Annotated in this window: 24 protein-coding genes and 1 pseudogene; 15 read left to right on the top strand and 10 right to left on the bottom strand. The window is 69.6% G+C overall.

Annotation, left to right across the window (positions count from 1 at the left end; genetic code table 11):
* Positions 1 to 59 precede the first annotated feature (59 nt).
* The gene (locus tag AAFL97_RS14345) at positions 60 to 629 is read left to right on the top strand and encodes a TRAP transporter small permease subunit (protein WP_341645488.1); all 570 of its coding nucleotides are present in this window, start codon (positions 60 to 62) and stop codon (positions 627 to 629) included.
* Positions 575 to 1,888 (top strand): TRAP transporter large permease, encoded by a 1,314-nt coding sequence (locus tag AAFL97_RS14340; RefSeq protein ID WP_341645487.1) that lies wholly within the window; start codon positions 575 to 577, stop codon positions 1,886 to 1,888. Before AAFL97_RS14345 ends, AAFL97_RS14340 begins: the two co-directional genes overlap by 55 nt.
* 107 nt (positions 1,889 to 1,995) lie before the next feature.
* Here the strand turns inward: AAFL97_RS14340 and pobA are convergent, their stop codons facing one another.
* Positions 1,996 to 3,183 (bottom strand): 4-hydroxybenzoate 3-monooxygenase, encoded by a 1,188-nt coding sequence (pobA, locus tag AAFL97_RS14335; protein WP_341645486.1) that lies wholly within the window; start codon positions 3,181 to 3,183, stop codon positions 1,996 to 1,998.
* A 157-nt stretch (positions 3,184 to 3,340) separates the two neighbouring features.
* On the opposite strand from pobA, the gene AAFL97_RS14330 reads away from it, so the two are divergent.
* From AAFL97_RS14330 to AAFL97_RS14280, 11 genes are all read left to right on the top strand, one after another.
* The gene (locus AAFL97_RS14330) at positions 3,341 to 4,255 is read left to right on the top strand and encodes a helix-turn-helix domain-containing protein (protein WP_341645485.1); all 915 of its coding nucleotides are present in this window, start codon (positions 3,341 to 3,343) and stop codon (positions 4,253 to 4,255) included.
* A gap of 55 nt (positions 4,256 to 4,310) precedes the next feature.
* Entirely contained in the window at positions 4,311 to 4,523 is a 213-nt protein-coding gene (locus AAFL97_RS14325) for a DUF3079 domain-containing protein (RefSeq protein ID WP_341645484.1), read from the top strand.
* 126 nt (positions 4,524 to 4,649) lie between these two features.
* Entirely contained in the window at positions 4,650 to 5,366 is a 717-nt protein-coding gene (locus tag AAFL97_RS14320) for a PepSY domain-containing protein (protein WP_341645483.1), read from the top strand.
* The gene (locus AAFL97_RS14315; RefSeq protein WP_263459813.1) at positions 5,366 to 6,040 is read left to right on the top strand and encodes a response regulator transcription factor; all 675 of its coding nucleotides are present in this window, start codon (positions 5,366 to 5,368) and stop codon (positions 6,038 to 6,040) included. Before AAFL97_RS14320 ends, AAFL97_RS14315 begins: the two co-directional genes overlap by 1 nt.
* On the top strand, positions 6,033 to 7,337 hold the full coding sequence (locus tag AAFL97_RS14310; RefSeq protein ID WP_341645482.1) for a sensor histidine kinase: 1,305 nt from the start codon (positions 6,033 to 6,035) through the stop codon (positions 7,335 to 7,337). Before AAFL97_RS14315 ends, AAFL97_RS14310 begins: the two co-directional genes overlap by 8 nt.
* 166 nt (positions 7,338 to 7,503) lie before the next feature.
* Positions 7,504 to 8,682: a glycosyltransferase family protein gene (locus AAFL97_RS14305; RefSeq protein WP_341645481.1), complete on the top strand. Its 1,179-nt coding sequence runs from the start codon at positions 7,504 to 7,506 to the stop codon at positions 8,680 to 8,682.
* Entirely contained in the window at positions 8,672 to 9,901 is a 1,230-nt protein-coding gene (locus AAFL97_RS14300) for a glycosyltransferase (RefSeq protein WP_341645480.1), read from the top strand. Before AAFL97_RS14305 ends, AAFL97_RS14300 begins: the two co-directional genes overlap by 11 nt.
* Complete coding sequence (locus AAFL97_RS14295; protein WP_341645479.1) at positions 9,901 to 11,082, top strand: glycosyltransferase family 4 protein; 1,182 nt, start codon at positions 9,901 to 9,903, stop codon at positions 11,080 to 11,082. The genes AAFL97_RS14300 and AAFL97_RS14295 overlap by 1 nt, the downstream gene beginning before the upstream one ends.
* Positions 11,079 to 12,878: an ABC transporter ATP-binding protein gene (locus AAFL97_RS14290; RefSeq protein ID WP_341645478.1), complete on the top strand. Its 1,800-nt coding sequence runs from the start codon at positions 11,079 to 11,081 to the stop codon at positions 12,876 to 12,878. The genes AAFL97_RS14295 and AAFL97_RS14290 overlap by 4 nt, the downstream gene beginning before the upstream one ends.
* A complete protein-coding gene (locus AAFL97_RS14285; RefSeq protein ID WP_341645477.1) occupies positions 12,868 to 15,141 on the top strand; it encodes an aminoglycoside phosphotransferase family protein in 2,274 nt (757 codons plus the stop codon). Before AAFL97_RS14290 ends, AAFL97_RS14285 begins: the two co-directional genes overlap by 11 nt.
* Positions 15,138 to 16,415: an alginate export family protein gene (locus tag AAFL97_RS14280; protein ID WP_341645476.1), complete on the top strand. Its 1,278-nt coding sequence runs from the start codon at positions 15,138 to 15,140 to the stop codon at positions 16,413 to 16,415. Before AAFL97_RS14285 ends, AAFL97_RS14280 begins: the two co-directional genes overlap by 4 nt.
* Before the next feature lie 6 nt (positions 16,416 to 16,421).
* Here the strand turns inward: AAFL97_RS14280 and AAFL97_RS14275 are convergent, their stop codons facing one another.
* Complete coding sequence (locus AAFL97_RS14275) at positions 16,422 to 17,144, bottom strand: fumarylacetoacetate hydrolase family protein (RefSeq protein WP_341645475.1); 723 nt, start codon at positions 17,142 to 17,144, stop codon at positions 16,422 to 16,424.
* Positions 17,145 to 17,167: 23 nt separating this feature from the next.
* On the opposite strand from AAFL97_RS14275, the pseudogene AAFL97_RS14270 reads away from it, so the two are divergent.
* Together AAFL97_RS14270 and AAFL97_RS14265 are read left to right on the top strand one after the other, a co-directional pair.
* A pseudogene (locus tag AAFL97_RS14270) lies at positions 17,168 to 17,719 on the top strand (MFS transporter); the annotation flags it as partial.
* A gap of 67 nt (positions 17,720 to 17,786) precedes the next feature.
* Positions 17,787 to 18,572 carry an MFS transporter gene (locus AAFL97_RS14265; RefSeq protein WP_341645474.1) on the top strand — a complete coding sequence of 262 codons (786 nt, stop codon included), beginning with the start codon at positions 17,787 to 17,789 and terminating at the stop codon, positions 18,570 to 18,572.
* On the opposite strand, the gene AAFL97_RS14260 is transcribed toward AAFL97_RS14265, so the two are convergent.
* The 8 genes from AAFL97_RS14260 to AAFL97_RS14225 all read right to left on the bottom strand — a co-directional run bounded on the left by AAFL97_RS14260 (position 18,573) and on the right by AAFL97_RS14225 (position 24,234).
* Positions 18,573 to 19,355: a flagellar brake protein gene (locus tag AAFL97_RS14260; RefSeq protein ID WP_341645473.1), complete on the bottom strand. Its 783-nt coding sequence runs from the start codon at positions 19,353 to 19,355 to the stop codon at positions 18,573 to 18,575.
* Positions 19,356 to 19,375: 20 nt separating this feature from the next.
* The gene (locus AAFL97_RS14255) at positions 19,376 to 20,143 is read right to left on the bottom strand and encodes a flagellar brake protein (protein ID WP_341645472.1); all 768 of its coding nucleotides are present in this window, start codon (positions 20,141 to 20,143) and stop codon (positions 19,376 to 19,378) included.
* Positions 20,144 to 20,217: 74 nt separating this feature from the next.
* A complete protein-coding gene (locus AAFL97_RS14250) occupies positions 20,218 to 20,559 on the bottom strand; it encodes an EscU/YscU/HrcU family type III secretion system export apparatus switch protein (protein ID WP_341645471.1) in 342 nt (113 codons plus the stop codon).
* Between the two features lie 30 nt (positions 20,560 to 20,589).
* On the bottom strand, positions 20,590 to 21,672 hold the full coding sequence (fliK, locus tag AAFL97_RS14245) for a flagellar hook-length control protein FliK (protein WP_341645470.1): 1,083 nt from the start codon (positions 21,670 to 21,672) through the stop codon (positions 20,590 to 20,592).
* A 46-nt stretch (positions 21,673 to 21,718) separates the two neighbouring features.
* Complete coding sequence (locus tag AAFL97_RS14240; protein WP_341645469.1) at positions 21,719 to 22,039, bottom strand: flagellar protein FliT; 321 nt, start codon at positions 22,037 to 22,039, stop codon at positions 21,719 to 21,721.
* A gap of 13 nt (positions 22,040 to 22,052) precedes the next feature.
* A complete protein-coding gene (gene fliS / locus AAFL97_RS14235) occupies positions 22,053 to 22,457 on the bottom strand; it encodes a flagellar export chaperone FliS (protein ID WP_341645468.1) in 405 nt (134 codons plus the stop codon).
* Between the two features lie 14 nt (positions 22,458 to 22,471).
* Positions 22,472 to 23,929, bottom strand: a complete 1,458-nt coding sequence (fliD, locus tag AAFL97_RS14230; RefSeq protein ID WP_341645467.1) for a flagellar filament capping protein FliD — start codon at positions 23,927 to 23,929, stop codon at positions 22,472 to 22,474.
* Between the two features lie 23 nt (positions 23,930 to 23,952).
* Positions 23,953 to 24,234, bottom strand: a complete 282-nt coding sequence (locus tag AAFL97_RS14225) for a flagellar protein FlaG (RefSeq protein ID WP_341645466.1) — start codon at positions 24,232 to 24,234, stop codon at positions 23,953 to 23,955.
* Positions 24,235 to 24,384: the final 150 nt, after the last annotated feature.

The raw sequence follows: 24,384 nt of genomic DNA, 5'->3' as shown, positions 1-24,384 counted from the left end.
CCCGCGCCGCCCGGGCCGGCCGCGCGCCGTCCCGGGGGGCTTTCGCACAGGGGATTGCCGTGACTTCGTTCCGAACCCTGCTGGCTCGCCTGGCCGAATGGATGGCCTGGGTGAGCGGCCTGCTGTTCCTGTTGCTGGCGTTCTACATGACCGGCGACGCCCTCAGCCGCACGCTGGGCGGCCCCTTCACCGGCGTGTCGGACCAGATCGCCGCGATGGTGCTGGCGCTGGGCGCGACCTGGGCGCTGGCGCTCGGCGTCGATGCGGGCACGCATGTGCGCTCCGACGTGCTGTTGCCGCTGCTGCCGCCGCGGCTGAAACACGTCTTCGGCGTGCTGGCGCTGAGCGGACTCGCGCTGCTCGGCTGGCTGCTCGTCTACGCCTTCTACGTCATGACGATGGAGTCCTGGGAGATCGGCGCCACGCTGCCGCAGTCCATCATCGACATGCAGCTCTACATTCCGCAGGCGGTGTCGACCTTCGGCATGCTGATCTTCGCGCTGACGGCGACGATCGCCTTGCTGGCGGCGATCCTGCGCCACGAGGATCCCCGCGGAAGGAGGGGGCATCTGACATGGCCGCCATCATCGCCACTTCCCTGCTGGTGCTGTTCAGCCTGTTCGCGCTGAGCTTCCACGTCGCCAGTGCGCTGGGGCTGACCGCGGCGCTCACCGGCGCGCTGCACATCGGCGACATCTCGGGCTTCTTCGGCCAGATTCCGTGGAACAGCTTCAGCAACAGCGGCATGATCGTCGTGCCCCTGTTCATCCTGATGGGAGAACTGCTGCTGCGCAGCGGCGTGACCGAGGAGCTGTACGACATCCTGTCGAAGTGGATGGGGCGCGTGCCCGGCGGGCTGCTGCACTCGAACGTGCTGGCCTGCGGGCTGTTCTCGTCGATCTGCGGCTCCAGCGTGGCGACGACCTCGACCATCGGTGCGGTGGCGCTGCCGGAGATGCGCCGCCACGGCTACGACGAAAAGCTCGCGGTCGGCTCGATCAGCGCCGGCGGCACGCTCGGCATCCTGATTCCGCCGAGCGTGATCATGATCATCTACGCGATCATGGCCGAAGTCTCGATCGCCCAGCTCTACATGGCGGGCGTGGTGCCCGGGCTGCTGATGATGGCGGCCTTCATGCTGGTGATCCTCGCCGTCGCGCTGATCGCACCGGACAAGGCGCCGCGGCTGGCGCGGAAGGTGAGCTGGAGTGCGCGCCTGCGCGGCCTGGCGGCGGTGCTTCCGGTGATCGTGCTGATGGGGCTGGTGCTGGGCACGATCTACGCCGGGGTGGCGACGCCGACCGAGGCGGCGGCCTTCGGCTCGGTCGGCGCCTTCCTGCTGGCAGCGCTGAAGGGGCGGGTGAATCGCGCCATGCTGCGTGAAGTGTTCCTGGCCACCGCGTCGACCACCAGCATGGTGCTGCTGGTGGTGGCCTGCGCCTTCGTGCTGCAGTTCGTGCTGTCGCTCGGCGGCGTGCCGGCAGCGATCTCGAACTGGATCGCCGGCCTGGGGCTGAGCCAGTTGCAGCTCATCCTGATCATCGCGCTGATCTTCATCGTGCTGGGCATGTTCATGGAAAGCATGGCGATGATCGTCTGCACCCTGCCCATCCTGCTGCCGATCCTGAAGGCGGCGGGCGTCGACCTGGTGTGGTTCGGCGTGCTGGCGGTGATCCTGGTGGAGCTGTCGCTGATCACGCCGCCGGTCGGCATGAACCTGTTCGTGATGCAGGGCTTGCGCACCCGCATGGACGGCGTCCGGGTGGGGCCGATGACCGAGGTGTTCGCCGCCAGCCTGCCCTTCGTGCTGGCCATGCTGGCGGTGCTGGGGCTGGTGATCGCCTATCCGGGGATCGCGATGGGCCTGGTCGAGAGCATGAAGCAGTGAGCCGGCTGCCGGCAGCGACGGCTGCCGGCAGGTGAAAAAACGGGCGGCCTCCCCGGCGGGAGCCGCCCGTTTCACATGTCGGCGCCGGGCGCCGGAGCTCTGCCGTTCTACTTGAAGCTCGGGTCGAAGGGCAGGCCGACGTAGTTCTCGGCGATCGTGGTCTGGCCGGCGGTCGAGCCCATCAGGTAGTCGAGCTCGGCGAGCTGGATCTTGTGCTCGATCGGATCGTCGTTGAACTTGTGCATGATCGACGTGAACCACCACGAGAAGCGCACCGCGGCCCAGACGCGGCGCAGCGCGGTTTCGGAGTAGCGGTCGAGCAGGTCGTCGCGGCCTTCGGTGTAGTGTGCGATCAGCGCGGTCGACAGGTAGTACATGTCGGACGCGGCGAGGTTCAGGCCCTTGGCGCCGGTCGGCGGCACGATGTGGGCGGCGTCGCCGACCAGGAACATGTTGCCGAAGCGCATCGGCTCGGTGACGAAGGAGCGCAGCGGCGCGATGCTCTTCTCGAGCGAGGGGCCGGTCACCAGCTTGTCGGCGATGTGCCCGGGCAGGCGCTTCTTCAGTTCCTCCCAGAAACGCTCGTCGGACCAGTCCTCGACCTTCTCGTCCAGGCCCACCTGCAGGTAGTAGCGGCTGCGGGTGTGCGAGCGCTGCGAGCACAGCGCGAAGCCGCGCTTGTGGTTGGCGTAGATCAGTTCCTCGTGCACCGGCGGGGTGTCGGACAGCAGGCCCAGCCAGCCGAAGGGGTAGATGCGCTCGTATTCGGTGATCATCCCGCGCGGCACCGAGGCGCGCGAGGCGCCGTGGTAGCCGTCGCAGCCGGCGATGAAGTCGCAGTCCAGCGCGATCTGCCGGCCGTCCTTGATGAAGTCGAGCTGCGGTCTGCCTTCGAGGAAGTCCTTCGGATGCACGTCGCGGGCTTCGAAGATGACGGTGATGTTGTCGTCCTTCAGCACCGCGTCGTACAGATCCTTGGTCAGCTCGGTCTGGCCATAGACCATCACCTGATGGCCGCCGGTCAGCTTCTTCATGTCGATGCGCTCTTCGCGGCCGTTGAAGGTCAGCACGATGCCGTCATGCACCAGGCCTTCCCTGTCCATGCGTTCGCTGACCTTGGCGCGGCGCATCAGGTCGATCATGCCTTGCTCGAGGATGCCGGCGCGGATGCGTGCCTCGACGTATTCGCGGGTCTGGCGCTCGAGGATGACGCTCTTGATGCCCGACAGGCTGAGCAGGCGGGCGAGGCACAGCCCCGACGGGCCGCCGCCGATGATGCCGACTTGTGTTTGCATGAGTCCCTCTCCTTTGGAGTTTGTGTCGTGGTGAAGCACTGCCGACTGTAGCGCCCGATGGTCTGCTCCGCTTGAATTCCAGGCCTGAAATGCTTGTACTTTTGGAAAGTCGTGGCAAGCTTGCCGGACTGTCCGCGGACGGATCGAGAAGAGGCATATGGAACAGGCCGGCATTCCCACCTACAAGCTGTTCGGCGAAAAGGAGCTGTGGCCCACGCCCGAGCCGGTGCATTACGAGACCATCGCCGCGCGCAGCGCGCTGTACGACTGGGAGATCACCCCGCACAGCCACGACAGCCTGCTGCAGCTCGTGTTCCTGCAGTCGGGCGGCGCGAGCATGCGCTTCGAGACCCGCGCCCTGCCGCTGGCGCCGCCCTGTCTCGTCATGGTGCCGGCGCGGCACGTCCATGGCTTCCGCTTCTCGCCCAGCATCGTCGGCTGCATCGTTACGCTGCCGCAGGCGCTGCTGGGCGAGCTGCTTGCACTTTCGGCCGAGCTGCGCCCGGCTTTCGACACGCTGCGCTATCTGCCGCTGAGCGCCGGGGAGGCGGACGCCGAGCGCATGCGCCTGCGCTTCGAGCAGTTCGGCCGCGAATACGCCGGGCATCAGCCGGGGCGCATCAGCATGCTGATGGCGATCCTCGGCCTGGTGGTGGTGGAGCTCGCGCGCACCGTGCCGGGCGAGGAGACGCGCGGCTCGCGCGAGCGGATGCGCCAGCGCGTGGAGCGTTTCAACGACCTCATCGAGCGGCATTTCCGCGACTGGCAGCCGGTCAGCTTCTACGCCCGGCGCCTGGGCGTGTCGCCGCAGCAGCTCAATGCCAGCTGCCGCCGCGAGGCGGGGGTGAGCGCGCAGGAATTGATCCACGAGCGCCTGCTGCTGGAGGCGCGGCGCCTGCTGGCCTACTCCGACCTCGACGTCACCGGCATCGGCTATTCGCTGGGTTTTCGCGACCCGGCTTATTTCTCGCGCTTCTTCGCGCGCAGGCAGGGCATGCCGCCGTCGGAGTTCCGCCGGGTGCATGTCGCGCCGGCGGGCGCGAGGCTTGATGGAGGTCAAGGCCGGGGGTGATTAACCCGAGTAAATTGCTCGGGTATTGTGTTCGGCATCCGTGGCAGGACGACCCATGGCCAAGAAGTTTCCCCTCCATCCCAAGCATCCCGAGCGGATCTGCTGGGGCTGCGACAAGTACTGTTCGGTCGATGCCTTGGGCTGTGGCAACGGCTCGGGACGCACCATGCATCCGGCCGAAGTGCTGGGCGAGGACTGGTACTTGTACGGCGATTGGGGCATCGAGCCCGACGACGACGGCAAGAACGTGCGTCCGGACGGGCACTGAGGGCGGGCAGGGCGGCAGCCTCGCGGCGTTCACATGCTGTTCACCCGTGTCGGTGGATGATGCCGGCAGTGATGCGCTGTGCAGTGAAGCGTGTCACGATGTCCCGCTCGCACATTCACGTCCGCCATGATTCTGTCTCGCCGCCTGTCGCTGTTCGCCACGATGCTGCTGCTTGCGGCGCCGACTGCCGCTGCGGTCGAGCAGGACATGGTGCGCCGTGCGGTCGAGGCCGGGCGGCTCATGTCGCTGAACGACATCCTGAGCCGGGTGCAGCAGCGTTATCCGGGCAAGGTGCTGGACGTCGAACTCGACCGCGACCCCTCTGGCCGCCGCATCTACGAGATCAAGATCCTGCAGGAGAACGGCCGCCGCAAGGAAGTCCAGGTCGACGCCGTGACCGGCCTCGTGCTCGACGATCGCGCGGCGGAAATCGCGGTCGTGATGCCTTTGCCGCAGGTGTTGCGCGCGGTTCTCGAACGCTACCCCGGGCACGTGCTGGACGTTGAGCTGGACCAGAACCCCGGCGAGCCCGCGGTCTATGAGGTGCGTATCGCCCAGGCGGGCGGGCGCCAGGTCGAGCTGCTCGTCGATGCCCGCAGCGGCCAGATCGTTCCCGGCAGCGAACTGCGTTCCGGCACCCTGCAATGGGTGAAGCCCCTGCCGGACGTGCTCGACCTGATCCTCGCGCTCTACCGCGGCGTCATCCTCGAGGCCGAGCTAGAATTCGGCAAGGACGACCGGCCCTATTACGAGGTCGAAGTCCTGCTGGCCGATGGCCGCAAGATCGAAATACATGTCGATGCGCTGACGGGTGAGCTGCTGCGCCAGGAGGGCGCCGAATAATGCGCGTGCTGGTGGTGGAGGACGACGCCGAGCTGGCGGACCGGATCGCCGAGGACCTGCGCCTGTCGGGCATGGTGGTGGACATCGCCCGCGACGGCAACGAGGCGGATTTCATGGGCTGCACCGAAGCCTACGACGCGGCGGTGCTCGACCTCGGGCTGCCCGGCCTGGATGGCGTGTCGGTGCTGCGCAGCTGGCGCGAGCACGGGCGCGACATGCCGGTGCTGATCCTGACCGCGCGCGGGCGCTGGAGCGACAAGCTGGCCGGCTTCGACGCCGGCGCCGACGACTACCTGACCAAGCCTTTCCTGCACGAGGAGGTCGCCCTGCGCCTGCGCGTGCTGACCCGGCGCGCGCGCGGCCATGCCCATCCGCTGATCACCGTCGGCCCGCTCAGCTACGACAGCAACGCCGATCGCTTCATGCTGGAGGGCCGGCCGCTGGTGCTGACCGCGCAGGAGCAACTGATCCTCGCCTACCTGATCCAGCGCCACGGCTGCGTGGTGTCGCGCAGCGAGATCGCCGAGCACGTCTATGCCCGCGACCTCGATCCCGACTCGAACACGCTCGACGTCATGATCGGCCGCATCCGCCGGCGCCTGGGCCATCCGCTGATCCATACCGAGCGCGGGCGCGGCTACCGCCTCGCCGACGACAGTGGCGGCGATGGCTAGGCGCATCGGGCTCGGCGGCCGCCTGCTGCTGATCGGCACCGCGGCGACCATGCTGGTGAGTGCTGCGGGCGGCTGGGTGCTGCGGCAGAAAGTGCATGACACGCTCTACAACGGCATGGTGCTGCGCCTCCAGGAGCATGCCGACCGCATCGGGGCGAACTTCGTTTCCGGCACCGACGGGGCCCTCGTGCAGGGGCAGTACCGCGGCACGGACGAGTTCAGCCGCATCTTTTCCGGCTGGTACTGGCAACTGGAGGACGGCACGCGCCTGCTGCGTTCCCGCTCGCTGTGGGACAGCGGGCTGGAAACCGCCAAGGCGCTGCCGAGCGGACATGGCGAAAGCCTGCAGCGCCTGACCGGGCCGCGCGGCGAGCGGCTGTTCGGCATCGTCCGCGAGGTGGGCGCCGACGAGCACCGGGCGCTGCTGCACGTGTATGGGCCGGCGGCGGAAACGGAGCGCGAGCTCGCCTATCTGGACCGTATCCTGGTCGCAACCGGTGCCGGCCTGGTCGTGTCGCTGATCCTGCTGATGCTCATCCAGATCCGCTTCGGCCTGTCGCCGCTGCGGCGCCTGCATACGGCCCTGTCCCGGGTCCGCCAGGGCACGGCGGAGCGGATCGGGCGCGGCTACGGTCCCGATCTCGACCCGCTGGCCGAAGAGATGGACGAAGTGCTGACGCGCAACGCGCGCATCGTCGGCCGCGCGCGCGCCCATGCCGCCGACCTCAGCCATGCGCTCAAGAAGCCGCTCGCCCTGCTGGCGCATGCCGGCAACGACGGCGAACTGCTGCGCAGCCAGGTCGCCACCATGTCGCGCCTGATCGACCGCTACCTGGCACGCGCCGGCAGCGGTTCGGGCGAGATGCGCCGCATCTCCGTCCAGGAGCGCATCACGGCGCTGCTGGTGCTGATGCGTCGCCTGCACCAGGCCCATGCCTTGGTCTGGCACATGGACGTGCCGGCCGCGCTGATGTGGCGCGGGGAGCCGACCGACTTCGAGGAGATGCTCGGCAACCTGCTCGACAACGCCGGCAAGTGGGCCAGGAGCGAGGTGCGGGTGAGGGCGCGTGCCGAAGCCGGGATGTTGTCGATTCGTATCGAGGACGATGGCCCGGGCCTGAGCCGCGAGCAGATCGAGCAGCGCCTGCGGCGCGGCCAGCGCTTCGACGAGAGCGTGGAGGGCTCGGGCCTCGGGCTGGCCATTTCGGCCGACATTGCCGAGACCTATGGCGGAGCGCTCGGCCTGGAGTCGAGCGAACTGGGGGGCCTGAGGGTCGAACTGCAGTTGCCGATGTAGGGATGCCGGCGGCAAGCGTGCCGGCCCGTGTGAAGAAAGTGTGAACGAAGCGTGAACGGCCGCGTCATGCGACGTTCAGATTCGGATTCCTAGACTGGATGGGTAATGGGCAGCCGCCCGTTCCGCCAGTCCGGATGCATGGCTGGCCTCACTGTGGAGCTTTGCCATGAATCCGTCCCATGCCGGACCCAGAATCGCGCTCTATTCCCACGACACGATGGGCTTCGGCCACATCCGGCGCAACATCCTGCTGGCGCGCGCGCTGGCGGCGGCCGAGCCGCAGGCGCAGATCCTGCTGGTCTCCGGCATCCGCGAGGCCGGCGCCTTCGCACTGCCGCCCGGCGTGGACAGCATCACCTTGCCCGCCTACCGCAAGCAGACGGACGGCAGCTATGTGCCGCGCGCCCTCGGTGGCGACATCGACCGCCTGGTCGCCCTCCGCGGCGAGACCATCGCCGCCGCGCTGCGCCGCTTCGAACCCGATCTGGTGGTCGTGGACAACGTGCCGCGCGGCGCGATGAACGAGCTCGACGGCGTGCTGCCGATGCTGCGCCGGATGCCGACGCGGCTGGTGCTCGGCCTGCGCGACGTCCTCGACACGCCGGCCGCGGTGCTGCGCCAATGGCGCAAGCATCGCAACTTCCAGGCCATCCGCGAGTTCTACGATGCCGTCTGGGTGTATGGCGACCACAAGGTCTACGACACCGCCGAAGCCTGCGGCTTCGATGCCGACGTCCGGCGCAAGATCACCGCGCTGGGCTATCTCGACCACTGCGCCCATGTCGAGCTGCCGGCGGCTCGGGCGGGCGAGCCTTTCGTGCTGTGCATGGTCGGCGGCGGCCAGGACGGCTTCCGCCTGACCGAGGCCTTCGTGCGCGCGACTCTGCCGCCCGGGCACCGCGGCATCGTCGTCACCGGCTCGATGATGCCCGCCGCGTCCCGCGAACGGCTGCGCGAACTGGCGGCCGAGCGCCCCGGGATGTCGGTGCTGGAGTTCGTCGCCGACCCGCTGGCGCTGATGCGCGATGCCGCCGCGGTGGTGTCGATGGGCGGCTACAACACCACCATCGAGATCCTCGCGCTGAACAAGCGCGCGCTGCTGGTGCCGCGCGTGGTGCCGCGCAAGGAACAATGGATCCGCAGCAGCCGGCTGGCCGCGCTGGGCCTGGTCGACTGCCTGCATCCGGACGATCTCGGCGCCGAGGCGATGAGCCACTGGCTGGCGCACGGCCGGCAGCCGCCCGCCGCCCGCGAACTGCTGGATTTCAACGGACTGGACCGGTTCTGCCGCCTGGCCGCGGAACTGATCAGCGCTTCACCCAAGGACATCTGCCATGCCGCCTGAAAGCATCCCGCGTCTCGGCTACGTGCTGAAGCGCTATCCGCGCTTTTCCGAGACCTTCGTCGTCAATGAAATCCTCGCCCACGAGGCAGCGGGCGCGCAGATCGACATCTTCGCCCTCGGCCCGGTGGAGGAAACGCACTTCCAGGATGCGATCGCGCGCGTGCGCGCGCCGGTCACCCGGCTGCAGCACCGCCTGCGCAACGGCGACGCGCTGTGGCAGCTCATCGTCCGCGCCTGCCGCGAGCTGCCGCGTTTCGCCGAGCGGATGGCGCCGGCGGAAGAGGTCGCCGGCGACTTGGTGGGGCAGGCGATCCAGCTCGCGCTCGAAGCGAAGGCGCGGGGCATCGAGCACCTGCATGCCCATTTCGGCACCCAGGCCGCCACCGTCACCCGTCTCGCCGCCGCCTTCGCGGACATCGCCTACACCTTCACCGCCCACGCCAAGGACATCTATTACGAATACGAGGAGCCGGTGCGGCTCGACCTGAAGATGCGCGATGCCGCCTGCACCGTGACCGTCTCCGACTACAACCTCGCCTACCTGCGCGAACGCTACGGCACGGCGGCCGAACGCACGCTGCGCCTGTACAACGGCCTGGATCTCGCCCATTTCCGCTGGCAGCCGCCGCCGCCCCGGGCGGACGAGATCCTGGCGGTGGGCCGGCTGGTCGACAAGAAGGGCTTCGACGTGCTGCTCGAGGCGCTGGCCGTGCTGAAGGCGCGCGGCGTCGAGTGCCGCTGCACGCTGATCGGCGACGGCCCGCTCAGGGCGCAACTGGAAGCGCAGCGCGCGGCGCTGGGGCTGGAAGATCGCTTGTCGATGCCGGGCCTGCGCCCGCAGCCGGAAGTGCAGCAGGCGCTGCGCGAAGCGGCGCTGCTGGCCGCGCCCTGCGTCGTCAGCGCCGACGGCGACCGCGACGGCCTGCCCACGGTGCTGCTCGAAGCGATGGCGCTGGGCACGCCCTGCATCTCGACCCGGGTGGCCGGCATTCCCGAACTGGTCCGCGACGGCGATACCGGGCTGTGTATCGAAGGTGGCGATGTGCGTGCCCTGGCCGACGCGATCGAGCAACTGCTGGGCGATCCGGCGCTGCGCGAGCGCCTGTCGACCAGTGCGCGCCGGCTGATCGAGGCCGACTACGACATCCACCGCAACGCCGCCGTTCAGCGCGAGCTGTTCCGGCGCGCGTGGGACGGACGGCACGGGCGGGCCTGCTGATGCGGATCGCCTACGTCTGCGCCGACCCCGGCATTCCGGTGTTCGGCACCAAGGGCGCATCGGTGCATGTGCAGGAAGTGCTGCGCGGCCTGCGGCGGGCGGCTGCCGAGCCGGTGCTGTTCGCCAGCCGCATCGGCGGCGAGCCGCCGGCCGATCTCGCCGGCCTGCGCGTGGTCGAGCTGCCGCCGCTGCCCAAGGGCGAGCCGCTCGCCCGTGCCCGCGCCGCGCTCGACGCCAATGCCGCGGTGATGGCGGCGCTGGAGGCGGCGGGGCCGTTCGAGCTGGTATATGAACGCTATTCGCTGTGGAGCGATGCCGGCATGGTCTGGGCGCGGCGTGCCGGCTGCCCGGGGCTGCTCGAAGTCAACGCGCCGCTGATCGAGGAGCAGCGCAGGTATCGCGGCCTGGTGCTCGAAGACGAGGCGTTGCGGATCGCGCAGTCGGTGTTCGGCGCGGCCGGCGCGCTGGTCGCGGTGTCGCCCGGCGTCGCGGCCTATCTCGAAGGCCAGCCGGCTGCGCGCGGCCGTGTCCATGTCGTTGCCAATGGCGTCGACCCGGCACGCTTCGCCGCCGCGGCGGCCGGCCGCGGCCGGGGCAATGCCGGCAAGGCGCCGGTGATCGGCTTCCTCGGCACGCTGAAGCCCTGGCATGGGCTGCCGGTGCTGATGGAGGCCTTCGTCCGCCTGCGCCGCCGGCATGGCGTCGATGCCCGCCTGCTGCTCGTCGGCGACGGCCCCGAGCGCGATGCGCTGGCGGCGGGTGCCGAAGCCGCCGGTGTAGCGGCGATGGTCGAGTTCGCCGGCGCGGTCGAGCCGGCCGCGGTGCCGGACTGGCTGGCGCGGATGGACGTCGCCGTCGCGCCTTATCCGGCGCTGGACGACTTCTACTTCTCGCCGCTGAAGATCTATGAATACATGGCCGCCGGGCTGCCGGTGGTGGCGAGCGCGGTCGGCCACCTGGCGACGGTCGTCGCCGACGGCGAGGACGGTATGCTGGTTGCGCCCGACGATGCCGATGCGCTCGCCGCCGCGCTGGCCGGGCTGCTGGCCGACCCCGCGCGCTGCCTGCGGCTCGGCCGCGCGGGCCGGTGCAAGGTCGAGCGCGAGCACAGCTGGGATGCGGTCGTCGGCCGCCTGCTGGCGATCGCCTGCGGTGCGATGGCGCAAGGGCGGGGCCGATGAGCACGCCGCTGCTGCGCATCGCACGGCGCTTCGGGCCCTATCTGCGCGGCCATCGGCCACTGCTGTCCGGCGCCGCCGCCGCGCTGGTGTTCTCCACCGCGATGCGCCTGCTCGAACCCTGGCCGCTGGCCCTGATCATCGACGGCCTGGTGGCCGGCAAGCCGCCGGCTTTGCTGGCCGGCCTCGATCCGATGATCGCGCTCGCCGTGTGCGCCGCGGCGGTGATCGCCATCGCCGCGCTGAAAGCGGGATCTGCCTACCTCAGCACGATCGGCTTCGCGCTGGCGGGCAACCGCATCCTCGGCCGGGTGCGCATCGACCTGTTCGCCCACCTGCAGCGCTTGTCGCTGGCCTTCCACCACCGCGCCCGCAGCGGCGACCTGACGCTGCGCCTGGTCAACGACGTCGGCATGCTGAAGGAGGCGATGGTCACCGCGCTGATGCCGATGAGCGCCAACCTGCTGATCCTGGGCGGCATGCTGGCGGTGATGCTGGCGCTCAACTGGCAACTCGCGCTGGTGGCGATCCTGCCGGTGCCGGTGCTGCTGCTGGCGACCGTGCGTCGCGGCCGCCGCATCCACGAAGCGAGCCGCGCCCAGCGCAAGCGCGACGGCGCGATGGCGTCCACCGCCGGCGAGGCGCTGGCGGCGATCCGCACCGTGCAGTCGCTGTCGCTGGAGCCGGCGATCGCGAAAGCCATCGGTGCCTCCGACCAGCACAGCCAGCAGGCCGACGTGCGCGCCAAGCGCCTGTCGGCCGGGCTCGAACGCGGCGTCGACCTGCTGGTGGCGGTGGCGACCGCGCTGGTGCTGTGGCAGGGCACGCGGCAGGTGCTGGCCGGCGCGCTCAGCCCGGGCGACCTGCTGGTCTTCGTCACCTATCTGAAGAACTCCTTCCGTCCGGTGCGCGAATACGCGAAGTACGCCAGCCGCCTGTCGAAGGCGCTGGCGGCCGGCGAGCGCATCGCCGACGTGCTCGACGAGACGCCGGAGATCACCGACCGCCCGGGCGCCATCGAAGCCGGCAGGCTGAAGGGGGCGGTGCGCTTCCGGCAGGTCGATTTCGCCTATGCCGCCGGCGGCGCGAAAGTGCTCGACGGCTTCGAGCTCGAGCTGCGGCCGGGCGAGCACGTCGCCCTCGTCGGCGCCTCGGGCGCCGGCAAGTCGACGATCGGCAGCCTGCTGCTGCGCTTGTACGACCCGAGCAGCGGTGCGATCGAAGTCGACGGCCACGACTTGCGCGAGCTGACCGTCGCCAGCCTGCGCCGCCAGGTCTGCCTGGTGCCGCAGGACAACCTGCTGTTCGCCGCCACGGTGCGCGACAACATCGCGCTCGCGGCGCTGAGGCCGGTCGAGCAGGAGGAGGTCGAACAGGCGGCGCGCCTCGCCAATGCCCATGAGTTCATCATGGCGCTGCCGGCGGGCTACGACACCGTGATCGGCGAGCGCGGCGCGACCCTGTCGGGCGGCCAGCGCCAGCGCATCTCGGTGGCGCGCGCCGCCTTGCGCGACAGCGCCATCGTGGTGCTCGACGAACCCACCGTCGGCCTCGACCGCGACAACGAGCGCATCGTCATCGACGCACTGCGCCACCTGGCCCAGGGACGGACCACCTTCACCATCACCCACGACCCGATGCTGGCGGCCGAAGCCGACCGCATCGTCTTCCTCGATGGCGGGCGCGTGGTCGAACAGGGCGCGCCGGCGGAACTGATCGCCCGTGGCGGGCGCTTCGCCGCGCTCTGGCGCGGCCGGCGGGACGAACAGGCGGCAAGCGAGGCCTGCGATGCACTGTGACGCCGATGCCGCCATCGCCGCGCGCGACACCGCGCTGCCCGGCCTCGCCGTGCTGCTCGACGAGGCGCGGCTGCTTGTGCTGCTGCGCGGCCTGCCCGAGCTGGCCGCGGCCAGCGGGGTGGTGGTCGACTATCTGCGCTACAAGCCCGGCGTCAGCTGCACCGCCGGTGTCTGCGTCCAGTTCCAGGATGGGGCGCCGCTGCGGCTCCAGTTGCGCGCATTGACGGCGGCGCGCTACGCGCAGGCGATGGCGCGGCCGAAATGGCAGGCCGAGATCGCCGCCGGCCGGGCCGATGCGCCCTGCATGCTGGCCGGGGCGGGCATCGTGGTGCTGCGGCTGCGCCACGACCGCTCGATCAGGGCGCTGCGCCTGATCGACGACCGCGCCAGGCTCGCCGACCTGCTGTCGCGGCTCGGCGTATGCAGCGAGGATGGCGAGGCTGGGCCGGTGCTCGACATCCTGCGCTACAAGCCCGAGCGCAGGCTGGTCGCGCGCGTATCGTCGGCGGGAAGGCCGGTGGCCGTGCTGCGTGCCTGCCCGAAGGACGGTTTCGGCACGATGCTGAGCAATGCCGCGCTCGCCGCCGCGGTGGGCGGTCCGCGCCTGTTGGGCATGTGGAGCAAACGGCAGGTCTTCGCCTGCGCATGGACCGAAGGCCGGAGCTTGTGCCCCGAGGATGGCAGCCTAGCCGACGCGGCGACGCTGCGCGGCGCCGGCGCCGTGCTTGCCGGCATCCATCGCAGCGGCCTCGCCGCGCCGCTGCGGCGCGAGCGGACGGACGAGCGCGAGGCCGTCGAGCAGGCGGTGGCTGCGCTGCGCGTGCTGTGCCCCGAGGAGTCGCAAGTCGCTCGCGAGCTTGCCGAGCGCAGCCTCGCCGCGCTGTCGGCGATGCCGCTGTCGCCGTGCTTCATCCACGGCGACTTTTCCATCGACCAGGTGATCGCCGATGCCGGCCGTCTGACCGTGATCGACTGGGACCGCGCCTGCCAGGGCGATCCGGCGGCAGACCTCGCTTCGCTGTGTGCACGGCTGGATCTGCAGGTGATCGAAGGCCTGCTGACCCGGTCGCAGGCGGACAAGGCCGCCGCTGCCTGCATCGCGGGCTACTGCGAAGCGGCCGGTGCGCTGCCGGCCGCGCTGCCCTGGCAGCGCGTGGCCGAACTGCTCAAGCTGCTGGCCGAGCCTTTCCGCAAGCGCGGCCGGGACTGGCCGCAGCAGCTCGAGCGCTTGCTCGGCCGTGCCCGGGTACTCGCCGCCGAGGCTGCTGCAGCGGCGGCGCTGCCGAGCGAAGTGGCATCGGCCGGCCTGCCGACCTTGGCGCAGGCGCTCGATGCCGCGCAGATGCGCCCGCACTTGGCGCGCTGTCTGGGGCTGGCGGAAGACGGTTGCGAGCTGCAGGCTGTGCTCCGGCGGCTCAAACCCGGGCGGCGGGCGCTGATCGAGTATGTCGTCACGCCGTCGGGCGGTGCGCCGCAGAGCGTGCTCGGCAAGCTGCGCGCCAAGGGCCTGGACCGCCGCGGCTACGAGACGCAGCGCACTTTGTGGCAGGCCGGCTTGAGCCGGGGGCCGGTGGTCGTGCCCGAGCCGCTCGGCACCGTACCCGAGCTGGCCTTGTGGCTGCAGCGCGCTGTGGCGGGGCAGCCGGCTTCGGGCTGCTTCGCGCCGGAGGCCGGTACCGGCGCCGCGTGGCGCATCGGCGAGGCGCTGGCGCTGCTGCACCGGCAGGCGCTGCGGCCGGCGCGCGCATGGAGCATCGACGACGAACTGGCCATGCTGCGGCGCTGCCTGGCGTTGGCCGCGCAGGCGCGGCCCGGCCTGGCCGCGCGCATCGAGTCCGTCGCCCGCGCCTGCGAACGATTGGCGAACGGGCTGCCGACGGCGATGGCGTGCGGCGTGCATCGCGATTTCTATCCGGACCAGGTGCTGGTGGATGGCGAAACCATCGTGCTGCTGGACTTCGATCTGCATGCGCTGGGCGATCCCGCGCTGGACGTCGGCAACTTCGTCGCCCACCTCATCGAGCAGTCGATCCGCTGCCACGGCGACGCCGGCGCCCTGGCAGCGCATGAAACCGCCTTCATCCAAGCCTACCGGGCCGGCATGGCCGACGTGGCAGCGGCGTCGATCGCCGGCTACACGACGCTTTCGCTCGCCCGCCACATCCATTTGAGCACCCGCTTCGAGGACCGTACCCATACCACGATGATGTTGCTGGAAAGCTGCGAGGCCTGCCTCGCCCCCTGGTCGGAGCCGTCCGCATGATGCGCCCGGCCCTGTTGTCCGTGCTCGGCGCTTGCTGGCTTGCCACGGCCGCCGGCGCGGCCGAGGCCGAAAAGATCGTCGACCTGCGCACCACGCTGATCGTCGAAGCCGCCGCCGAGCGCAATCTCACGCTCGAACGCGGCCGTGTCGAGCGCGCCGAGGAATACGAGCCCCAGCTTCGGCTGCAGGCGCGCTTCTTCCCCGAGCGCAGGGTGTGGGGCCTGATCGAGACCGAACTGATCCGCCGCATCAAGCGCGAGCGCGGCGAGCCGACCGAGACCGACAACCGCCTCAACCTGACCCATGCCTATCTCGCCATCGAGGATGTGCTGCCCGACACCCGGCTGCGGCTGGGCCGCTGGCTGCAGCGCGACGAGCGCGAATGGCTGATGGACGAGAACCTGGACGGCGTGCATCTGGAATACGACCGCGGCCGCTGGGAAGGCGAGCTGTTCGTCGCCCGCGTCGACCATTGGCGGCGTGATCTGCTCGACAACGACAGCCACGGCGAGCCGGTCAATTTCATCGCCGCCTTCGGCCGCTACGAGATGGACCGGAAGTGGGTCAAGGACTGGCAGATCGGCGCCTACGTGGTGCGCCAGCACGACGTCTCGGCGGAGGAGACCTGGCTCAACCACGTCGGCCTGCGCTCGCATGCCACGCCGGACAAGGGCTGGCGGCACTGGCTGGAGCTGGCCCACGTCGGCGGCCGCGACGGCGGCGAGCGCGTCGACGGCCACGCCATCGACCTGGGCGTGACCTACGCCTTCGACACCGCGCCGCTGCGGCCGCGCCTGACCCTGGGCTATGCCTACGCCAGCGGCGATCCCGAGCGCGGCGACCGCGGCGGTGGCGCCTATCGCCAGACCGGGCTGCATTCGAACGAGGCCACGTTCGGTGGCGTGGCGAAGTTCCACATCTACGGCGAAACGCTCGATCCGGACCTGAGCAACCTGCACGTGCTGACCGCCGGCCTGGGGCTGGACCTGGGGCGCGAGCTGTCGCTGGACCTGGTCTATCACCGCTACAGGCAGGACGTGCTCAGCAAGGTGCGCGAGACCGAGCTGGATCCGGAGGAAGACAGGCGCGACGACCGCTACCTCGGCGATGCCTTCGACCTGGTGCTGGGCTGGCGGCCGTCGGACCGCGTCAAGCTGGAAGCCGCGCTCGGCTGGTTCCGCCCGTCCTCGCGCTTCCGCAGCGACGATGACGACGATGCGCCGCGCGGCGGGGATGCTTATTCGGCGCGGCTCGAATTCAATTACCGCTTCTAGCGATGCTCATTCCGGCTCGCCGATCTCCAGCTCGATGTCGCCGATGCCCTCGATGTGGCCGCTGAGGCGGTCGCCCGGCTGTACGGCGCCGACGCCTTCGGGCGTGCCGGTGTAGATCAGGTCGCCCGGCTGCAGGTGGTAGAAGCACGACAGGTCGGCGATCAGTTCGCGGATGTTCCAGATCAGCATCGACAGGTCGCCGGACTGGCGGCTCTGGCCGTTGACCTGCAGCGTGATCGCGCCCTTGTCGAGCAGGCCGAGGCCGGCAGCGGGGACGATCTCGCCGCAGATCGCGCCGTGCTCGAAATTCTTGCCCAGATCCCAGGGCCGGCCCTGGCCCTGGCAGAGCTTCTGCAGGTCGCGGCGGGTCATGTCGAGGCCGGCGGCGTAGCCGTAGACCAGCCGGTCGGCATCGACGGCGGAAACCTCGAAGCCTTCGGCGCCGATGGCGACGACCAGCTCGATCTCGTGGTGGTAGTTGGCGGTGCCGGGTGGATAGGGCACGCGCGCTGGCTTCCCGGCGCTCGCCTCGACCAGGCTGCCGGCATCCTTGATGAAATAGAAGGGCCGCATCGTCGTCTTGTCGATCGGCGTACCCATCTCGATGGCGTGGCCCTGGTAGTTGCGGCCGACGCAGAAGATGCGCCGCACCGGCAGGCGGGCAGCGGTGCCGCGTACCGGCAGGGAAGGCGTCGGGGCGGGGGGCCACAGGTATTCGGTCTGCTTCATCGGTGCTTCGCTCGTGATGTGTGATGGGTCCGGGAGCAAGCATGCCGCCAATCCATCGTGCCCGTCCAGCGCCGGCATGCCGTTCGGCAGATTCAGGTGGTCCCGCGTGCGCCGAACGGCGAGAATCCGCCCTTGGTGAAGAATCGACGAATTCGCGGCGGGCTGTGGCCTGCCACGCTGGAGCGGATGTGAGGGCGCGGATGAAGGCAGGGGGGCAGCAGGAGCGGGCGGCGACGCACTGGCTGGCGGTCGCAGCGGCGCTGCTGTGTGGTGTGGCGGTGGCCAGCAACGTCGGCAAGGTGTCGATCATGATTTCGGCCTTGCGCGAGGATCTGGGCCTGAGCCTGGTGCAGGCCGGCTGGCTGTCGTCGGCGATCAACGTGTTCGCGGTGTGCGCCGCAGTGATGTTCGGCTTTTCGGCCGATCGCATCGGCGGGTTGCGGCTCTGCCTGGCGGGGATCGGCCTGAGTCTGGCGGGCGGCGCGGCCAGCCTGCTGGCGACGAGCTTCCCGCTGCTGCTGGCGGGGCGGGTGATCGAAGGGGCGGGTTACATGGCGGTGGCGGTGTCGGCGCCGATCCTGCTGTCGGCAGCGAGCCGGCTGGAGGATCGGCGCTTCGTGCTGGGCGTGTGGGGGAACCTACATGCCGGGCGGCATCGGCCTGGTGATGGTCGCTGCGCCCTTGTTGCAGGGGCTGGGCGGCTGGCGGGTGATCTGGGGCTTCGCCATCGTGCTGCTGCTGGCGGGCGGGGTGTCGGCATGGCTGCAGCGGCGGCATTACCGCTTCGCCGAAGCGCCGAGCGAGGGCCAGGAAGAACGCGCCCTGGCGGTGGCGCGGGAGGTCATGCGCCAGCCGCTGGCATGGATCCTGGGACTGCTGTTCGCGACTTGGGCGTTGCAGCATTTCACCCTGATCGTGTGGCTGCCGACCTTCCTGCGCGAGCAGCGCGGACTGGACATGCACTGGGTTGCCGCGCTGTCCTGCATCATGGTGCTGGCCAACGTGCCGGGCAACGTCATCGGCGGCACGCTGCTGCGGCGCGGCGTGGCGCGCGGCAAGCTGCTGGTGCTGGGCAGCAGCCTGAGCGGCCTGTTCATGTACACCGCCTTTTCGCCGGCCTTGCCGGATGCCGTGCGCTATCTGGCCTGTGTGGCGGTATCCCTGGTCGGCGGCCTGATTCCGTCATCTGTGCTGTCGGCCTCGACCGTCATCGCCCGGACCTCGCGCCAGATCGGCACTTTCCAGGGGCTGAGCCTGCAGATTTCCAACCTCGGGCAATTGCTCGGCCCGCCGCTGATCGCGGCCCTGGTCGCCAGCCGGGGAAGTTGGGAAGCCGCGGTGACGCTGCCCGTCGGCGCCGCCGTGCTGGGCGTGCTGCTGGGCGCGACCGCGTGGCGGCTGGAAAAGGCGTATGGCGCGCGGCGCTGATCACAGCCCGCCGCGCTCGCGCGCGGTGCGTTCGCGGTCGGTGTTGAAGATGTAGCGCTGGAGGGTGTTCTCGATCTTGTGCGGCAGCTCGACGAAGGCCAGGCCGACGCGCAGCATCTGCGAGCCGCTGCGCTGCTCCTGGCGATCGAGATAGCAGACGCGCAACTGGACGCTGATCGGGTCGAGGTTCGGCAACTGCAGCTGGCAGTCCTGCAGCCGTTCGCCGATGACGAGCTGTGCGGCGTCCGGCGGCAGTTGCAGCGCGATGCCGCCGACGCTGATGTCGAGCAGCCGTCCCGTTAGCGTGGCCCGGGCGCCGGCGCTGCCCTTGACGCCGATCTGGCCGGTGGCGGCGTGGCTCAGCGGCACGCTCAGGCGGTAGGCGGCGCGGCGCTGCAGGCGCAGCACTTCGCGCGGCACCGGCGCATGGAACAGGCTGCGCCCGTCTTCCCGGCCTTCCTGCAGGTCGTGCAGCGCGAACTGGATGCGGATGTGCTCGAGCTGGGTCACGCAGACGAGCTTGGGCGCGGCCAGGATGCGGCGGTTGGCATCCGGGTCCGGGCTGGCATCCAGCACCAGGGTTTCCTCGTCGTCCGAAAGTTCGAGCAGGGCGGTCAGGAAGGAGCGGCCATTGCCGAAATGCCCGCTGACCAGGGCGCGATGCTCGATCAGCTCCTGCAGCAACTGGCGCACCTGCCGGTGGCCGCCGAGGATGAACTGTTCGATCGTGTCGCGCCGGTCCATGTCGATCGGGGCGGGCGTGTGGTCGGCGTCGGAAGTCATGGCCTGTGTCTGCGAATGGATCAGCCCAGGGCGCGCTGGCGTGCGCTGCGCTGGCGCTCGATCTTCAGGATGTAACGCTGTATGGCCTCTTCCGCTCCCGGCGGCATGTCCGAGAATTCGCAGCCCGCGCGCAGCATGCCGACGCCGTTGCGGGTGGTCAGGCGGAACAGGTTGCGCACCGTCAGGCGCGCGTGGATCGGCGGACTGTCGGGAAGCTTGATCCGGCAACTGGGGAATTCGTCGCCTGGCGCAAAGGATGCATCGTTCGGCGGAACGGCGATGGCAATGCCGCCGCCGCTGATGTCGATGATGCGCCACGCCATTTCGCCGCTGCCGGGCAGTGGCACGCTGCAGGTCAGCGCATGGGTGGCCGGCGTCTGCAGGCGGTAGAACTCCCTGCGCTGCAGGCGCAGCAGTTCGACCGGCATGGCTGCACGGAAAGCGGCGCCGCTGCCCCAGGTCTGCAGCATCGGCCGTTCGAGCATGAACTGGATGCGGACCTTGTCGAGCTGGGTGACGCAGTCGAGCTGGGCGGCGCGGCCGAGGCGGGCATTGATGCCCTCGTCGGGGCTGCCGTCCAGCACGAGCACCGCGTCGTCCTCGTCGACCTGCAGCAGCGCAGTCAGGAAGGAGTCGCCATCCGGCGTGCCGCGTGCCCTCACCAGCTCGCGCGCATCGAGCAGGCGGCGGAGCACGGCCGTGATCTCGCGCCGATCCTTCAGCAGGTATTTCGACGGGTCGTCGGCCTGCAGCAGCTCGACGCGGGTCATCTCGTGTTCGATCGTCATACCGTGATGGGAAGCTTGTTTTGCCGATGCTGTTCGTCGTTGCTTATAGCACGACTCATCGTCGCCGGCGTAGCCTACTCCGGCGTGTCGGCCGGCCTCGGCCGCAGCGACTCGGGCAGGTCGTGCGCCACTGGTGCGGGCCCGGCGTCGCTGCCTTGCTCCACGCTGTACAGCCAGGCCAGCAGTTCGGCCACGGCGATGTAGAGCTGGGGCGGAATTCGCGTGTCGAGGTCGACCTGCATCAGCAGGCTGACGAGCTCGGGCGATTCATGCACGTAGATGCCGGCTTCGCGTGCCCGCTCGAGAATCTCCCTTGCCAGCACGCCCTTGCCCTTGGCCACCACGCGCGGCGCCGTCTCGCCGGCGGTGTAGGCCAGCGCGACGGCTTCGCTGCGCTGGGGCTTGGATTCAGTCATCACGGCGTTCCACCACCAGGCCGGTCAGCTTCAGGCCGGCTGCTTCGAGGATTCGGCCAGCCTGGCGGCGCCGGCGTCCAGCGCGACGATGCTGGCGTCGTCGTCCGAGCGCAGGCGCAGCGCGACGCCGGCCGGCGTCAACTGCATGTGCGCTTCGATGCTGCCCAGGCGGGGCAGGCTCAGGCGCAGCGTGGTGTTCCAGTCCTGTGCCGTGGTGTCGTCTTCGCCATCGTCCCGTTCGGGGTCGTCGATGATCCATTCCATCTGCTGCCCCGGCCAGGCCTGACCCTGCCACACGTACTGATGGGTGGCGAGCGCTTCCAGCTGCTGATGGACCACGGGCAGCAGGCGTTCGGGAATCGGCGCGCTGGTGCTGCTGCGGACCGGCGCGGCGTCGTCGGCGAGGGCGCGCAGGGCGGCGTTCGTGCGTTCGCGGCCATCGGCCGCCTGGTCGCCGGCGACGGCCGCGCCGCTTGCTGCCGTCTGGGAGGGCGTGGCAGCGCTGCCGCGTGCGCCTGCTGCCTGGGCACCGGCCTGCGCCTGCGGTTCGCGCATCAGGCTGGCGCCGTCGCGCGTGCCCAGCACCCATTCGGCCTGGTGCGATTCGTAGAACAGGCCGCTCTGGACCAGCGCCTGGCGCAGCAGCGGCACCAGCGGCGCGCCGCTGGTCGGCGGGGCGGTGAGCAGCGGCTGGTTGCCGGCAAGATTTGCCGGCGGCGGCGAAGGCTGGCCGGTGAGCAGGAAGCTGATCAGCCGGCCGGTCTGGCTCAGTGCGGGCTGGGCCGAGGCGTTGGCGCTGGCGGCATCGTTGCCGACGACGCGGGCGAACACCGCCTGCTGCGTCACGCGCGAAGTCTCGAGCTCGAGGGTGTCGCCGGGCTTGGCCGAGGTGTTCAGCGCCAGCGTCATTTCCTTGCCGGCGACCACGGCGCGGAACGAGCCGTCGGGCAGGGTGCGCAGCAGCGTGGCGAAGAAGCGCTGGCCTTGCTGCAGTTCCGGCAGCAGGGCCTGGATTTCGCGCGCGCGCTGCAGGCCGGCAACCGGCGGGCTGGTATTGAAGAAGCTGGCCTCGGTGAGTGTTCTCAGCCGGGCGGCGAGGTCAGCGGGGATCATCGAGGTTCCCTCCTTGCCCGGGAGAGTCACCCCAGGGTCGGGCGCGTCAGATGTTGCCGTACGTATCGCGTACGTTGCGCCTGCGTATCGTGCCGGACAGCAGCTTGCGCGTGCTCTCCAGGAAAGGTTCGGCATGGCTGCGAACGTCGGCGTCGAGTTCCAGCATGCGCTGGATCATCGTCGCCATTTCCCGCTGCGCAGCATCCGGCAGCCCGGCGGTGTCGGCAGGGGCGGCCGCGGCCGCCTTGCGCAGTTCGGAGCTCGCCGCTTCGAGTTCGGCGAGCCGGCTCCAGTCGTTGCGCACCGCGGCCTCCGCCATGGCTTCGTACAGCGCAAGCAGTTCACGGCAGCTTTCCGGCGTCAGCATGTCGGCCTCCCGTTCAGGCCGTGGCCTGGTCGGCGATGCCGGCCCAGGCTTCGCGCAGGCTGGTGAGCAGGCCGATGACTTCGTTCAGCGCCGCCTCGCTGCTGTGCAGGTTGGCATACAGCAGGCGCTCGCTCATGTATTCGTACAGCGCGTGCAGGCGCCCGGCCAGTTCGCCGCCGGCATTCATGTCGAGGCTGACCTTGAGGCCGTTGTCGATGATGTTGATGGCCTTCGAAATGGACTGGCCCTTGGTCGGGATGTCCTTGTTGCGGACGGCGACCAGCGCGGTGCCCAGCGCCAGCAGGGCGCCGTCGTACAGCATCAGGATGAGCTTGTGCGGGCTGGCCGCGTCGACGCTGGTTTCGGTGCCGACGCGGGCGTAGGCCGAGGCGCGGTTGGCGTAGGAAGTGCCGAACATGGTGTCCCGTCTCCTTAGCCGCCGATCTTGGGCAGGTTGGCCAGTTGCTGGGCCAGGTAGCTGCTGGTCTGCGACATGCCGGCGAGCAGGCTGTCGAGGCGCGAGAACTCGATGCGGTAACGTTCTTCCATGCCCACGATGCGCTCGTCGATGCGGTTGAACTGTTCCTGCAGGGACTTGATGCTGTCGTCGATGCCCTTGGTGCGGGTGGCGATCAGGCCCGTCCTGTCGTCCAGCAGGCCGCCGAGGCGTTCGCTGAAGGTCGCGGCGAAGCCTTTTGCGCCGTCCTTGCCGTTGAAGAAGGCCACCAGGTCCTTGTTCGGGTCCGACAGCGCGGCATCGAGCTTGGCACTGTCGAGCGACAGCTTGCCATCGACGGTCACCTGGCCGCTTTCCTTGTCCAGCTTGGTCCCGCTGCCGATGCCCAGCTCCGCCAGCGACTGTACGCCGCCCAGCCCGCCCAGCGCGTCGTTGAGGGCGTTGCGCAGCGTGGACTGGATGTTGCGCACGGTGGAGTCGCCGGTCAGCGTCGAGCCCTGGCGGGTGGTGGTGTCGTAGGCGGTGACCGACTTGAGGATGTCGGTGACTTCGTTGTAGGCCTTGACGAAGGCGTCGACCGCCTTGCGCGCTTGTTCGTTGTCGGTTGCGACCGCCAGCGTGCCCTTCAGGCTGGTCACGTCGGTTTCCGGCTCATCGTTCAACGTCAGCGTGACGCTTTCCAGCACGTCGTCGATGGTGTTCTTGCCGCGCGAAATCTCGATGCCGTCCACCTTCAGGCGGGCGTCCTGTGCTGCCTGCACCGAGTACATGCCATTGCCGCCGGCGCCCGTGCCGGGATCGTAGCTCAGCCCTTCCAGGCCGCCGGCGCCGGTGAGCTTGAAGGCCATGTTGGCACCGGTGGCCGGGCCGTTGACGGCGGCACCGGTCAGCACCAGTTGGTCGGCCCTGCCGTTATTGACGATGGTGGCCTTGATGCCGAGCGAGGCATCGTTGTTGATGGCGTCGCGCAGTTCGGCCAGCGTGCCGCCCTCGAACTCGAACGAAGCCATCCGCTCGGCGTCGGCTTCGAAGCTGCCGCTTTCATTGACGGTGCCGAACTGGATGCTCAGCCTGCCGGCGGCCGGCACGAAGCTGGTGGCGGCATCGGTGGAGACGCGCTGCTCCTTGGCGAGCTGGAACACTTCGATCGAATGGTTGCCGGTCGCAGCGCCCGCCTTGGCGGTGGCAGTGAAACCCTTGCCGCTGACCGTGGCCTTGACGCCGCCGAACACGTCGTTCTTGCCCAGCGCCTCGGCTGCGGTCTGCAGGCTGCTCAAGGCGCCTTTGATCTGGCCGAAGGCCGACAGCTTGGCCGTTTGCGCGGCCTCCTTGTTCACCAGCGGCTGCTGGGTCGTCCGGCGTTCGGCGGTGATCAACTGGCTGACGATGGAGGTGATGTCGAGGACGGAACCCCCAGACGTGATCGCGGCCATGATGTGCTCTCCTTCTGTGTCGCTCAGGCCTGCTGCTTGATCAGCAGCCCCTGCAGCTTGTCCATCGCCTTGGCGATGGCGACGATTTCCTCGGATGGGATCTGGCGGATGACCTCGTCGGTGGATGCATCCACAACTTTGACGATGGTACGGCCAATATCCTGGTCGATGGAGAATTGCAAGTTCTGTGCCACGGGAGAGATGGCGGAGCGCATTTCTTCCACGGCCTGCGCGATCTGCTGGGCGTCGGGTTGCGGCGCCGGGGTGGCAGCGGGCGTGCCGGCGGTCGGCGCGCCTGTTGCCACCGCCACTGGATCGGGGGCTGCCGCCTGCGGCGAAGATTGAGTGGCCTGCGACAGGATGCGCGCCGTCTGCGGGATGGCGCTGCCGATCGATTCGATGTTCTCGATTCACCTCCTTGATGGGCGAACGGCGCGAGACTCTTGCGAGCCCCG

This window comes from Thauera sp. SDU_THAU2 (genome assembly GCF_038260575.1).
Lineage (GTDB): Bacteria > Pseudomonadota > Gammaproteobacteria > Burkholderiales > Rhodocyclaceae > Thauera.
The sequence above is the reverse complement of the archived record's forward strand: the minus strand, read 5'-3'. Positions and strand labels throughout refer to the sequence as shown.